Annotated in this window: 10 protein-coding genes; 4 read left to right on the top strand and 6 right to left on the bottom strand. The window is 60.4% G+C overall.

Features of this window, described 5'->3' with window-relative positions; translation table 11 throughout:
* The 3 genes from sbcD to V8J88_RS03420 all read left to right on the top strand — a co-directional run bounded on the left by sbcD (nt 1) and on the right by V8J88_RS03420 (nt 6,243).
* Nucleotides 1-1,233 carry an exonuclease subunit SbcD gene (sbcD, locus tag V8J88_RS03430; protein WP_338847791.1) on the top strand — a complete coding sequence of 411 codons (1,233 nt, stop codon included), beginning with the start codon at nt 1-3 and terminating at the stop codon, nt 1,231-1,233.
* Complete coding sequence (locus V8J88_RS03425) at nt 1,230-5,165, top strand: AAA family ATPase (protein WP_338847790.1); 3,936 nt, start codon at nt 1,230-1,232, stop codon at nt 5,163-5,165. Before sbcD ends, V8J88_RS03425 begins: the two co-directional genes overlap by 4 nt.
* Before the next feature lie 388 nt (nt 5,166-5,553).
* On the top strand, nt 5,554-6,243 hold the full coding sequence (locus tag V8J88_RS03420) for an NUDIX domain-containing protein (protein WP_338847789.1): 690 nt from the start codon (nt 5,554-5,556) through the stop codon (nt 6,241-6,243).
* A gap of 127 nt (nt 6,244-6,370) precedes the next feature.
* On the opposite strand, the gene V8J88_RS03415 is transcribed toward V8J88_RS03420, so the two are convergent.
* Nucleotides 6,371-7,786: a Y-family DNA polymerase gene (locus tag V8J88_RS03415; protein ID WP_338847788.1), complete on the bottom strand. Its 1,416-nt coding sequence runs from the start codon at nt 7,784-7,786 to the stop codon at nt 6,371-6,373.
* Complete coding sequence (umuD, locus tag V8J88_RS03410) at nt 7,783-8,262, bottom strand: translesion error-prone DNA polymerase V autoproteolytic subunit (protein WP_338847786.1); 480 nt, start codon at nt 8,260-8,262, stop codon at nt 7,783-7,785. Before umuD ends, V8J88_RS03415 begins: the two co-directional genes overlap by 4 nt.
* 195 nt (nt 8,263-8,457) lie before the next feature.
* On the opposite strand from umuD, the gene V8J88_RS03405 reads away from it, so the two are divergent.
* Nucleotides 8,458-9,210: a phytochelatin synthase family protein gene (locus V8J88_RS03405; protein WP_338847785.1), complete on the top strand. Its 753-nt coding sequence runs from the start codon at nt 8,458-8,460 to the stop codon at nt 9,208-9,210.
* Nucleotides 9,211-9,230: 20 nt separating this feature from the next.
* On the opposite strand, the gene V8J88_RS03400 is transcribed toward V8J88_RS03405, so the two are convergent.
* From V8J88_RS03400 to V8J88_RS03385, 4 genes are read right to left on the bottom strand one after another with little or no spacing between them, the layout of a single operon-like run.
* Nucleotides 9,231-9,815: a hypothetical protein gene (locus tag V8J88_RS03400; protein ID WP_338847784.1), complete on the bottom strand. Its 585-nt coding sequence runs from the start codon at nt 9,813-9,815 to the stop codon at nt 9,231-9,233.
* 36 nt (nt 9,816-9,851) lie between these two features.
* Complete coding sequence (locus V8J88_RS03395; RefSeq protein ID WP_338847783.1) at nt 9,852-10,424, bottom strand: hypothetical protein; 573 nt, start codon at nt 10,422-10,424, stop codon at nt 9,852-9,854.
* A 20-nt stretch (nt 10,425-10,444) separates the two neighbouring features.
* A complete protein-coding gene (locus V8J88_RS03390) occupies nt 10,445-10,960 on the bottom strand; it encodes a hypothetical protein (RefSeq protein WP_338847782.1) in 516 nt (171 codons plus the stop codon).
* The gene (locus tag V8J88_RS03385) at nt 10,957-12,555 is read right to left on the bottom strand and encodes a GlcNAc-transferase family protein (RefSeq protein ID WP_338847780.1); all 1,599 of its coding nucleotides are present in this window, start codon (nt 12,553-12,555) and stop codon (nt 10,957-10,959) included. The genes V8J88_RS03390 and V8J88_RS03385 overlap by 4 nt, the downstream gene beginning before the upstream one ends.
* Nucleotides 12,556-12,557: the final 2 nt, after the last annotated feature.

Here is a 12,557-nt window from a genome sequence, read left to right as displayed (position 1 = left end):
ATGCGTCTGTTGCACACATCTGACTGGCACTTAGGCCAGAGTCTGCACGAATTCGAGCGCAGCGCCGAGCACCAGGCTTTTCTGGACTGGTTGTGCGCAAGCCTGCGGCAATATCAAATCGATGCGCTGCTGATCGCCGGCGATGTGTTTGACAACGCCAATCCATCCGCCGCCAGCCAGCGCCAGTTTTACCAATTTCTGCGCCAGGCGCGCAGCATCGCACCTGCTTTACAAACCATCATCATCGCCGGCAACCACGATTCCGCCGGACGGCTGGAAGCGCCCGGCCCGCTGTTAGACGCGCTGGGGGTGCGCATTATCGGCCAGCCGGGGCGCGATGCGCGCGGCGAGCCGGATCTCAATTCATTATGCGCGCCGCTGTTGCGCGCAGACGGCGGCATCGGCGCGCAAGTGCTGGCTGTGCCCTTTCTGCGCCCGGGCGATTTGGCGCGCGGCGAGCATCTGCCATATGCGCAGGCCGTGGCGCAGCTGTATCAGGCTTTGCAAGCGCATGCGCGCGCGCAACTGCCGCCCGGCGCGGCATTGCTGGCGATGGGGCATTGTCATATGCAAGGCGGCCAGGTGTCAGAAGACTCCGAACGCCCGCTGGTGATCGGCGGCAGCGAAGCGCTGTCCGCCGCCATGTTTGAGGCCGACGTGGCCTATGTCGCACTGGGCCATTTACACCGCGCCCAGCAAGTCGGCGGACAAAACCATATCCGTTACAGCGGCAGCCCGCTGCCACTCTCATTTGCCGAAACCGATTACAAACACCAGGTCTTGCTGGTGGAGCTGGACGGCGCGCGTTTGCGCAGCGTGGAAAGCCTGTATGTGCCGCGCAGCGTGCCGGTGTTGCGGGTGCCGGCGCGTCCCGCGCCGCTGGACGAGGTGTTGCAAGCGCTGCGTGCGCTGGAGGCCCCGCCTGTTCCGTTTGAACAGCAAGCGCTGGTGCGCCCGTATATTTTGATCGAAGGGCCGCAAGCGGATATCCGCATCAGACTGGAGCAGGCGCTGGAAGGCAAGGCGGTGCGCATGGCCGGCTACGAAACCGCGTATGCCCGGCAGGAAGCGGATGCGGCGGCGCCAGTGCAAACACATCACAGCATGGACGAGGTGCAGCGCCTGCAACCGGCGGCGATTTTCGCCCATTTGCACCAGGAAAAATACGGCAGCGCGCCGCCGCCTGATATCCAGCAATTATTCGCAGAATTGATGCTGATGGAGGATGCATGAAAATCCTGACTGTGAGCGGCAAAAATCTGGCCTCGCTGGCGCAGGAATTTTGTATAGATTTCACCCAAGGGCCGCTGGCTGCATGCGGCTTGTTTGCCATATGCGGCCCGACCGGCGCCGGCAAATCCACCCTGCTTGACGCGCTCTGCTTAGCGCTGTTTGACAACACGCCGCGCTTAGCCAAAGCCAACCGCACCGCGCTGCCGGATGTGGGCGAATCCAGCTTAACCCAGCAGGATACGCGCAATCTCTTGCGGCGCGGCGCCAGCGAAGGCTATGCGCAAGTGGAATTCATCGGCAGCGACGGACGCGCCTGGCGCGCACGCTGGGCGGTGCGGCGCGCGCGCAATCAGGCGCGCGGCGCTTTGCAAAAAGTCGAGATGACGCTGCAGGAATTCAGCCCAAGCGCCGACGCCGGCGGCCAGCTTTTTGCCGGCAAGCTGTCAGAAGTCAAAGCCGAAATCGTGCAGCGCCTGGGGCTGAATTTTGAGCAATTCACGCGCGCCGTGCTGCTGGCGCAAAACGAATTCGCCGCATTTTTAAAAGCGGATGACGCCGAGCGCGGCGAATTACTGGAAATTTTGGCCGGCAACCCGCTCTACTCCACCCTGTCGAAACGGGCCTGGGAGCGTCATAAACAAGAGCAAGAGCAGCTGCACATCCTGCGCAGCGGTTTGCAAGGCCAATTACCGGCCAGCGCCGCCGAACGCCAAGCCTGGGACAACGCGCAGCAAGCGGCGCTGGCGCAAGCGCAAGCCCTGTCTGTGCTGGAACGCAATGTGCAAACCGAATGGCGCGCCCTGCAAGACTGGCGCGAACTGGAACAAGCCTGCCACAGCGCGCAACACGAATTACAGGCGGCGCAAGCAGCGCAGGATGCGGCGCAGACTGTGCGCCAGGAATGGGAGTTGACCCAATCCATGCAAAGCGCGCGCCCTTTGCTGCAGCAAGTGCAAGCCTGCGAACAGGAATTGCACACCCTGCGCCAGCAAGCGCAGCAACAAGCATTGCACAGCCAAAAAGCACAAGCGGCGCAAGAACAGATGCAACAAACCCTGGCGCAAGCGCAAAACGCGCTCAAGCAGGCCGAAGCCGAAACACAAGCCGCCGCGCCCGCCTTGGAGCAGGCGCGCGCGCTGCAAAGCCGGCTCGACGCCCTGCAAGACAATCTGGCGCAAGAAGAACAGGCGCAACACAGCCGGCAACAGGCCTTGCAAGTCCTGCAACAGCAGGCGCAAGCCCTGGAACAGGAAGCGGCGCAGCAAAACACCCAGGCCAAAGCATTGCAAGACTGGCTGCAGGCGCATGCCGCGCTGGAACAGCTGGCGCACAGCTGGGAGCAACAGCAAAGCCTGGTGCGCCGCTTTGAGGAAGAACAGGCGCAGCAGGCGGATTTTGTGCGCAAACAGCAAGACTGCGCGCAAGCACTGGCAGAAGCCGGGGCCAGCATTCAAACCCTGCAACAAGCTTGCAACGATGCCGAGGCCCGGCATAGCGCCAGCAAACAGCAACGCGATCAAAGCCAGGCCCGCTTAAAACCGCAAGCCTGGCAAGCGCTGCAAGCGCAAATCCACAATTGGCGGCAAGAGCTTACGCAAATTCAAGAGATTGAACAAAGCTGGAGCGCACAACGTCAGGCCGGTTTGCAAGAAGAAGAGGCGCAACAGCGCGTGCAAAGCTTGCTGCAAGAATGCCGCCAGCTGGAACAGGAAGGCGTGGCGCTGCAACAGCAGGAGCACGAGCAACAGCTGCGCTGGCGCCAGGCACAGGAAATGTATGAGCTGGCGCAGCACAGCATCAGCGCGGCAACATTGCGCGCCGAATTGCGTGAAGGCGAACCTTGCCCGGTGTGTGGCGGCAAACAGCACCCTTATCGCAAAAAAGCGCCGCCGCCCAGCCCCGCCGAAGCCGGCTTGACCGCCTTGCGTGAAGCAACAGAGCAATATCGCCAAGCCTGGCAAAACAGCCATGACCAAGTGGTGCAGCAAACAGCGGTACGGCAGGAAAAGCAACTCCAGCTGCAAGACTTGCAAGAACAGGCGCAAGAACTGGCGCGCGCCGCGCAGGAAACCCGCGCCGCCTGGGATCTGCTGTTGCGCGATTGCGCACTGGCGCAACAAGCGCTGGACGCCTGCGAACATGCGGCCGATCCGCAAGCCCTGCCGCATTGGCTGCAACAGCGCGCCGAACACAGCAAACGCGCGCTGCATGAAGCGCAACAACAGGAACAGGCCTGGCAGGAAGAGCAGGAACAATTACAGGGACACAATCAAGCGCTCGAACAAGCCAGCCTGCTTTTGCAAGCGCAGCGCAGCGCATTGCAGCAAGCCATGCGCCGGCAGGAAGCGGCGCAACAGGAAGCCGCGCATGTCTTGCAACAGGCGCAAGCCGCCGCCAACGCCTGGCAAGCCAGCCGCGCCGCGCTGGCCCCGTTGACGCAAGCCTTGCGCCCCAGCCTGCCGGCCCTGTGCACAGAAGATGGCGGTCTGCATTTGGCGCGCTGCGCCGACCTGGTGCAAGCGTGGCGGCAACGGCAAGAGCAGGCGCGCACCTTGCAACAGGCGCAGGAACGCACCCTGGAGCAAAGTCATGCCCTGGCCTTGCGTCTGGCCGAGCAAACGCAAAGCGCGCAACAAGCCAGCCAACAATGGCGCGCCAGCCAGCAAGCGGCGCAGGAATTGCAACAAGCGCTGCAAACCCTGTCGCCGCAACGGCCATGGCAGGATTGGCAAACCGCATTGCAACACAGTCTGGAGGCAAGCAAGCAACAAACCGCGCAAGCACAGGAAGAAGCGCAACAAGCTGCGCTGCTGGCGGCGCAAGCGCTGGCGACAGCAGCGCAGATTGACAAGCAATTGCAAGTCAGCGCCGAGGCGCATCAAGAAGCGCAGGAAGCCTTATCGGAATGGCTGGCCCGCTGGCGCGAGGAAAAAGAAGACGTGCTGGATTTGCGTCAATTGCAACGCCAATTGGCGCATGACGCGCAATGGCTGCAACAGCGTGCGGATGAATTGCGCGCCTTGGATGAACGCGAAAAAGACGCCGCCACCGTCTTGCGCGAACGGCGCACCCAGCGCGACAAACAATGGCTGTCGGCCAGCAGCCGGATTAATGATCTGAGCGCCCTGCCGGCAGAAGCCAGCACCGAGGAAGGCCAGGGCTTATTGCCGGTCGTCACGGAAGCCCCGGCCTGGCGCACTCCGCCCAGCTGGCCGCCGGCGGATGCGGCAATCGATGCCGGCGCCTTGCTGGCTGCTGCGGGCGAGCGTTGTCAGCATTTGCAACAGGCGTACAGCAGCTTGCAAAGGCAGCAGCGCGCGCAACAGCAACTGGCCGCGCGCATGCAGGCCAAATTGGAAGCGGACAATGAAAAACAGGCGGCGGCGGCGGAGCTTCAACAGCAAATCGGGGCGCGCCAGCAGACTGCGCAAAAATGGGCCGCATTGGCGGACTTGATCGGCTCTTCTGATGGCAAAAAATTCCGCAACTACGCCCAGCAATTCACGCTCGATGTTTTGCTGCAGCATGCCAATCTGCACTTACAGCAACTGGGCCGGCGTTATCGGCTGGAGCGCATTCCGGGCAGCTTGACGCCGCTGGTGCTGGATTTGGAAATGGGCGAAGAAAAACGTTCCCTGCATTCGCTCTCTGGCGGGGAAAGCTTCCTGGTTTCGCTGGCGCTGGCGCTGGCTTTGGCCTCGCTCTCAGCCAACCGGGTCAATGTCGAATCGCTGTTTATCGACGAAGGTTTTGGCAGCCTGGACGGCAAAACCCTGCAAATGGCCATGGCCGCGCTCGACAATTTGCAAGCGTTGGGGCGTAAAGTCGGCGTGATTTCGCATGTGCAGGAAATGACAGAGCAAATCGCGACCAAGATCGTGGTGCAAAAAGGTGCGGGGGGACGCAGCAGTGTGCAAGTGGTATGCGCTTAGTTAATGGTGGACAGTGGGACTTCGCCAGACTGTGGGCAGCACTCCGGCAGCGCGGCGAACATGTGATTGCATGCTGGCAGGCGAGGCTTCAGCCGCGAATAGCACAAGGCCAATGCCATGCCTGATTCGCGACTGAAGTCGTTCCTGCCCACCGGGAATAGCGCTGCAGCATGCCACCTGCCGACATTGGCGCCGCCACCAGCCGTCGCTTGATTTGTGGCAGGGGATTGAAGCCCTTAGCCCCGAATCAGCGCTTGTGTGCGCCCCGGCCTTGTTCGCGATGAAAGTCGCGCCCGCAAGCGCCTGCTGCAATCCTGATCTTTACACTTAGTTTTATTTTTAAACTATCCATGGCATACTGCATTCATCTGATCAATGCGAGGCGCCAATGGACCCTATTCCTTCCGTCATCTGCACCGTTGATGTGGTGCTGCTGACCTTGCAGCAGGACAGCTTGCATGCCGCCCTGCTGCTGCGCGAGCGGAAACCCTATGCCGGCCAGCTCGCCTTGCCTGGCGGCTATGTGCACACCGAACAGGATGCCGACACCCAAGACGCCGCCCTGCGCGTGCTGCGGGAAAAAACCGGCATCATCCCGCCTTATCTCGAACAACTTGCCACCTTTTCCGGCCCGGCGCGCGATCCGCGCGGCTGGTCGGTTTCAGTGGCATACACCGCCTTAGCCCCCTTGCACACGCTGCAGGCTGGCGGCTTGGGCGGCCCAAAATCCGGCGCTGTGCGCTTAATCGATGTCAACCATCTGCCGGCGCTGCCGTTTGATCATGCCCACATCATCGCCGCCGCGCGTGAGCGGGTGCGCTTGAAAAGCCAGTATTCCTCACTGCCCTGTCACTTCGCCGGGGAACAATTCACCCTGCCCAAGCTGCAAAAAATCTATGAAAGCCTGCTGGGCGAACCGCTTAACAAAGTCAGCTTCCGCCGCAAAATACAGGAAATGGATATGTTGGAAGAAGTCCCCGGGGTACAAGAAGCCACTGGCGCACATCGGCCGGCGCAAGTATATCGGCTCAAAGCCGCTTACCGCGATGCAATCAGCCGCCTGGAACGCGGTTTGTAAACCCGGCTGATCACGCTGCCTGCACGCACTTTCCACGCCACAGGCTTGCCGCAACTGGCAGGCGCAGACGCCCCCGGACATTGCCATGCGCCGCGATTGCAGGCGCAGATGCAAAACGCGCGAAAACTCAAGCCGCGCTGGCCGGCGCGGCCTGGCCGGGGTGGCTGACGGTGCGCGGCAATTCATTCCAATCGCTGGTGTAGCGCGGGCTGCGCCACTCGGCGCGCATGCCCCAGCGCTGACCGATGCCGGCGGCGGCAGCCTGCACAGTGTTGCGTCCATGTTCCTGGTTGATACGGTCTAATACCGTCATCAAACGCGCCGATTTTTGCAAGGCGGCGCCATCTTCAAATAAATCAGACTGCCGCTGCGCGCGCGGGCACAAGGCGCTCAAGAGCACGCCGGCGCGCTGATAGCGGCAGCCAGGCCGGTAGATTTTATCCAGCGCGCGCAAAGCGTATTGCGTGAGCTGCAAAGTATCGTCCAGCGCAAGCGGTAAAGCCAAGGTCAGGGCATTGCTGTAGTAATCGGGCTTGAAGCGGTTGCCCTCGATAAACGGGGTCAACACGCCCGCCAGCGAGTGTTGCCGGCGCAGGCGCACGGCGGCGCTGGCGACATGGCTGGCAATCGCTTCACGCAATTCATCCAGCGTGAAAACCGGTTCGCCAAAGGAGCGTGAGCACAGAATTTGCTGTTTAGGCTCATCCATTTGCTCAAGATTCAGGCAGGACAGGCCGCGCAGCTCGCAGCAACTGCGTTCTAACACGACGCCGAATTGCTGGCGGATGTATTCCGGCTCGGCATTGCGCAAATCCAGCACGCTTTCAATGCCCAGCTGGCGCAGACGGCGCTGCAATTTGCGGCCCACGCCCCATATCTCGCCGACATCGGTTTGCCACATCAGTTGCAGGCGCTGCGCCTTGGGCAGGCTGTGCAAGTCGCACACGCCTTCAAACCCGGGCCGGGTTTTGGCGATGTGGTTGGCGAATTTGGCCAGGGTTTTACTGGGGCCGATGCCAACGCAGACCGGCAAGCCGGTCCAGTTGCGGATGCGCTGCCGTATTTCCTGCGCAAAGCCGACAGCATCAGCCTGCGCCGCCGCCACCCGCTCAATCCGTAAAAAAGATTCGTCAATGCTGTACACCTCAATATCGGGAGTGAAGCTGCGCAACACATCAACCACGCGCTGGCTCATATTGGCGTACAAGGCGTAATTGGAAGAAAACACGCGCACCCCGTGGCGCTTGGCCAATTCGCGCATTTCAAACCAGGGCGCGCCCATCTTGATGCCGAGCGCCTTGGCTTCATTGCTGCGCGAAATAATGCAGCCGTCATTATTGGAGAGCACCACCACCGGCTGTTTTTCCAAAGCAGGTTGAAACACACGCTCACAGGAAACATAAAAATTATTCACATCCACCAGGGCAAAGCGCGGCAAGACAATCAGGCCGGCGGCCTCGCTATCGCTCTGCGCGCACGCCCCCGGCGGCGCGAGTGCGCGCTCCGGCGCCGCTAAGGCTTGCGGTGCAGACAGCGCGCTCACAGCACACTCCTGCCGCCCACCCGGCGCACCACGCCGACCACCACGCCCCACACCAGACAATCGCTGTCGGCATCCAGTTTGAGCACTGGATAGGCCGGGTTTTCGGGGTGCAATTCGAGCTGATTGCGGCGCATGAACAAGCGTTTGACGGTAAATTCGCCTTCCACCGCCGCCACCACGATATCGCCCTGCTGCGCCTGGCGCGAGCGATCAACAATAATCCGGTCGCCCTCCAATATCCCGGCCCCCTGCATGGAATCGCCGCGCACCTCAAACACAAAGCTGGCGGCCGGATTGCGCACTAAAAAACTGTTCAAATCCAATTCGCCGCATGATTCATCCTGCGCCGGCGAAGGAAACCCGGCGCGGATGCGATGCGCCGGCATTGGCAATTCACAAGGGAAGTCGCGCAGCGTTTGCGCATCTTGTTGCAGTGTGGCCGCTGACGCGGGCCGGGCGGATAAGAGATCAGACATGGCGTTCTCGCTTTGCTTGAAACAGGCCGCTGCTACAATGCCAGACAACAGGCTTGCGCTGCGGTGATACTGTATTTTTATACAGTATAAGAAGCCCTTGCCGCACTTGCAAGCAGGATTCTGACGTGACTTGCCGCACGCGTTTTGACGCGCGCTGCAAGCCGGCTGTGACGGCGGATACAACAGGAAACCAGCATGATTTGCAAAGCCAAACCCCACACCCAGACCGAAAGCGGTTTTTACAAACGCGCCCTGCCGGCGCAACAAATTTCATTTTCCTCCGACAGCGGCCGCACGCTGTTTCAAGAAGCGCTGCTGGCTGGCGGCATGCGCAATTTTTTCCCCTTGATTGAGCAATTTCACACCCAGGCCGAACCCAGCTATTGCGGCATCAGCAGCCTGGTGATGGTGTTAAACGCGCTGCAAGTCGATCCGAAACGCTTATGGAAAGGCGTATGGCGTTGGTATAGCGAGGAAATCGCCGATTGCTGCCAGCAATTGCAGGCGATAGAAAAAGACGGTATCTCGCTGCATGGTCTGGCCGGCATGGCGCGCTGCAATGGCTTGGCGGCGGAATGCGTCCATGCTGACGCCAGCGGCGCGGGGCTGCAGCAATTCCGCCAATTGGTGCAACAGGTCTGTCACGGGGCCAGACCGGATGGCAGTCCCTGCGGCGCAGATGAGTTGCCGGGGCGCGCACTGCTGGCGGCGTATTCGCGCGCGGCCTTGGGACAAACCGGCGATGGCCATTTTTCCCCCATCGGCGGCTACCACGCCGGGCGCGATCTGGTTTTGCTGCTGGATGTGGCGCGCTTCAAATATCCGCCGCATTGGGTCGCGCTGAGCGACTTGTGGCAAGCCATGCAATACGCAGACAGCCAAAGCGGCATGGCGCGCGGGTACATGTTGCTGGCGGTAGAGCCAAGTGACAGCGGCGATCCATGCTGAGATGACAGGCAGACGCGCTATCAGGGCTGGCAATTTTTCAGCGCGTCTCTGATCAGTGCCTGCACTTGCGGATTTTGGTTGATCTGCTGCAAGCCATGGTTCACATAGTTGCTGAAATCGGCATATTCCGGCAGTTTTTCAAAGGCCCCGATTTCCTCCAGCTCCTTTGCGCTCATTTGCCGCATGACATTGCCGGCGTCATATTCTTTGGAAAAATCCTGCGCCCCCGGCGTGCTGAATTGCTGGCTGGTCAGATCGATCATTTTGCGTCCGGTGGACGATTCGAGGAATTCATTGATGCGCTGCAAACGCGCCAGATTGCCAAAGCGCTCACGCGCCACAATCAGGGCCGCTTGATTCATCAGGCCGGGGTTCAATTTTTCGAGCAGGCAGTCTTTGCGCGCAGCGCTGATTTCGCCCCGTTGATGCCCCGCCTTGACGACTTGCGCCACCATATGACTGGCCATTTCGCCTGGCCGGTAGAGTTGGATAAAGCGCTGCAATTCGGTTTCGAGTTTCGCTGCTTGCGCCAATGGCGCCCATACTGCAGCACTGGCCAAGAGCATCCCGGCGCACATGCCGCGCAAGCTGAAAAATGTCTGCATATTACCTCCTGCTGTTGCGATGACGCGTGGCGCCGTTTATTTTTGCTCGCTGCTCATACATTGATTCAGCAAGGCCAGCGAGGCATCCAATAAAAATTCCCCGCCCTTGACCATACTGCCCAGACGCAAAAAAATCTGCCATTCCGGGGTATCGGAAAACAGCACCAGTTGCGCCAATTCTTCTTCCGTGAAACTGCTTTTTCCGCCGCTGATCGGCTGCAGGGGATTGTCTTGGGCCTGCTGTGCGGGGGACAGATTGGCGTATGCTTTGCGCATCGCCGGCAGCGCCAGCATCAGATTCAAGCGGCGCGCCTGATCCAGATTGCCGGCGTGCGGTGTGAATTCGCGCAACATGGTTTCGCGCTGCCAAGCGCGCGTCATGCGGTTATTCACGCAAGCCAGGCTGCGCGATGGTAATTGGTTTTTTTCCAGCGCTGCCAGATATTGCTTTTTCTGCGCCTCGAAACTGGCTGGCCCCGGCTGAAAAAAATGCACCAGAATTTCCAGTTCCAGCCTGAATTCAGCAGACAGGGCTTGCGCTTGCGCCAGGCCGCGCGCAAACAGCAAACACAAGCCGCAAACCAGCGCGCACCATCTGCGCTTGCGCATATCGCCTCCAGGCAAAAGGGTTATGACAGGGCGCTCAATGCGCGCCGCATCCATAAAAAATCCTGTTCCATACTCGCATGCAGGGCCACAAAACAGGGCTGTCCCACCAATTGACGCAACAGATACAGGGCCAGCGCACGGTGGTTGCCATCGAGCAGCACAAACGGCCCGCGCGCATCCGCCGCCGCCAGCATCAAGGGTTGCGCCGGTCTGCTTTGGCGGCAATAGCTGTCATACAGATATTGCACATGGCTGTGATGTTGCCAGATATCGTCCGGGGCCTGGGCCGCGCGGTCAGCCTGAATGCGCTGTGCGATATGTCCCAATTGATAAGCGCCAAACACATCAAACCAATCCTGGGAGCCGATGATGAACATTTTTTCAATATCGGGCGTCTCAATTTCGCCTTGCAGCCAGCAGCAATCCGGCGGCAGGTGGCGCCACACGTCGGCATTTGCATCTTCGCTGCTGCAGGCGGCGCGCCGCCACGCTGGCAGCACCACCGTTTCCCAATGCACGGCGCGGCCTAATCTCATGGCGCTTCCGGCAGATCGCTGCCGGCCCATACGCCGAGCAATTTGCTGCCGCCTTCTTGCAATTGCAAGCGCGGCGGCGGCAAATTGAAAGGCGGCGCGGATAAATCCATCGCATACCAGGAGCCGCTGGCCACCCAGCGGTTGCGGCCCCGGTTATGCGTGGTGGCCATGAAGTACGGTGCGCCGGATGCGCGAAAGCGGCGCAGCGCCATCAGGGCGGCATCCAGCGGCAAATGGGTCAGCACATCGCGGCATAAAATCACATCGACTTGCGGCGGGGTTTGCAAGACCAAGTCCCATTCGCTGAAAAAACAATTATTGTGGCTGACAAAACGGTGGCGCAAATCGCCGATCAGGCCGGGCACGATGTCGTAGGCGAAATAAAAGCGCAGTTGCGGGATGATTTCCTGCATCCAGTTCAAATCGCCGCAGCCCATATCAGCCAGCACCTGGCAATTGAGAAATTTTAAAATTTCCGGCAGCCATTGGCGCAAACCCACTGTTTCCGCCAGGCTGGAGCCATTGCCGGAGCGGGTTTCCGGGCAGCGCCAGGCGTTATTCACCCAGATCGTGGTGAAGGTTTCGCGCCGCTCGCGCGCCTGCTGCTCGGTATCAGCCGCTAACTCGGAGAGCGGCAAAGGCTGGCCTTGATACAGTCTGGCGCAAAAGTCGATGCCGCTGCCGGCTTCAAATTGGGCCAGGCTGCGTTCCTGTCCCAGTCCATAGCGCGCTGATTCGAGCAAGTAGTCGGGGTTGTTGCAGGTTTTGAATTGCAGCATGTGGGCGATGCGGGCGAAGGAGCGGCGGTTCATTTCGCTCCAGTCGGCCTGATCTTTCCAATGGCGTGCGCGCTCGGGCCGTTTGCCGTAATCGTGCCAGGCCAGCGCCGCATTCGGGGTGAAGACATCCCAGCCATGGGTGTAGGAACGCACCGCGAGGCTGATTTCCTCGCCTTCAAAATACAGATAGGGGTCATACGGCACTTCGCGCGCCCACTCGCCTTTGGTGAAAATCAAACCGGCGCCGATGAGCCAGGCGGCTTGCGGCTGGTCGGCCGCGTGGCGCAGGCTGGAAAGGGTGGAGCGCTGCGCCAAAATCCCATCTTCGCTAAAGCCTTTTGGGTGGATATGCACAATACCTTCTTCGGCGAACTCGGCGGGCGGGGTAAAGGCCAGCGGGTAGGTGCTGAGAATCGGTTTGGCGGATGCGCAAGCGTGCAGCATGGCGATCATTTTGCTATCCCACTCGGGGACAAAGCGCATGTGCGAATCGACTTGCAGATAATAGTCCTGGCCGTCATACAGGCTTTGCACCTGGTTTCTGGCCCAGCAGGCGCCACGGCTTTGTTCCGCATGCAGTGACAAGATTTGCAGGCGGGCGCCGAATTCGGCCTGTTCCGCGTCAAGCCGGCAATCCTCATCTTCCGGCGCGATTTGCAGGCATACGCCTATCGTCACGCGAGACGGGTGGGCGGCTTTTTGCAGTAAGTCACGCACGGTGTTGCGGCAATCAGGATCGCGATAGGCGGCGATGGCGACAAAAATCCGCCCGGATTGTACGGCGTCAGTTTCGCTAGCGTCTGGGGCTGTGCTCATAT

This window comes from Massilia sp. W12 (assembly GCF_037300705.1).
Taxonomy (GTDB): domain Bacteria; phylum Pseudomonadota; class Gammaproteobacteria; order Burkholderiales; family Burkholderiaceae_D; genus JACPVY01.
Note: the sequence above shows the minus strand (reverse complement) of the source record. Positions and strands in the feature narration are given on the sequence as shown.

Bases quoted from the DNA above. Each gene is read 5' to 3' on its own strand.
- sbcD (WP_338847791.1), top strand. From the start codon at position 1: ATGCGTCTGTTGCACACATCTGACTGGCACTTAGGCCAGAGTCTGCAC.
- V8J88_RS03425 (WP_338847790.1), top strand. From the start codon at position 1,230: ATGAAAATCCTGACTGTGAGCGGCAAAAATCTGGCCTCGCTGGCGCAG.
- V8J88_RS03420 (WP_338847789.1), top strand. From the start codon at position 5,554: ATGGACCCTATTCCTTCCGTCATCTGCACCGTTGATGTGGTGCTGCTG.
- umuD (WP_338847786.1), bottom strand. From the start codon at position 8,262: ATGTCTGATCTCTTATCCGCCCGGCCCGCGTCAGCGGCCACACTGCAA.
- V8J88_RS03405 (WP_338847785.1), top strand. From the start codon at position 8,458: ATGATTTGCAAAGCCAAACCCCACACCCAGACCGAAAGCGGTTTTTAC.
- V8J88_RS03400 (WP_338847784.1), bottom strand. From the start codon at position 9,815: ATGCAGACATTTTTCAGCTTGCGCGGCATGTGCGCCGGGATGCTCTTG.
- V8J88_RS03395 (WP_338847783.1), bottom strand. From the start codon at position 10,424: ATGCGCAAGCGCAGATGGTGCGCGCTGGTTTGCGGCTTGTGTTTGCTG.
- V8J88_RS03390 (WP_338847782.1), bottom strand. From the start codon at position 10,960: ATGAGATTAGGCCGCGCCGTGCATTGGGAAACGGTGGTGCTGCCAGCG.
- V8J88_RS03385 (WP_338847780.1), bottom strand. From the start codon at position 12,555: ATGAGCACAGCCCCAGACGCTAGCGAAACTGACGCCGTACAATCCGGG.